Below are 255 nucleotides of genomic sequence, written 5' to 3'. Positions count from 1 at the left end.
TCGACTGGGCTTCTTAATCATTGGCGGAGCGGACGGGACTCGAACCCGCGACCCCCGGCGTGACAGGCCGGTATTCTAACCAACTGAACTACCGCTCCGCAATTTGGCTAGCTTCTGCTAAATCGTCTGCCGTTTCATCGAGGTGTCATCCTCTCGGCCAACGTCGTGATGTACACGTCGTTGTTTAATTGGGTGCCTGGCAGTGTCCTACTCTCGCATGGCGAATGCCACACTACCATCGGCGCTACCGCGTTT

The 255-nt window shown here is 56.5% G+C and carries 1 tRNA gene; it reads right to left on the bottom strand.

The features are described 5' to 3' along the window. Nucleotides 1–21: 21 nt before the first annotated feature. Nucleotides 22–98 (bottom strand) — tRNA-Asp (locus KW821_RS21510). Nucleotides 99–255 lie beyond the last annotated feature (157 nt).

Source organism: Aeromonas sp. sif2416 (assembly GCF_019218665.1).
Taxonomy (GTDB): Bacteria; Pseudomonadota; Gammaproteobacteria; order Enterobacterales; family Aeromonadaceae; genus Aeromonas; species Aeromonas encheleia.
This window is presented reverse-complemented; position numbering and strand designations above follow the sequence as displayed.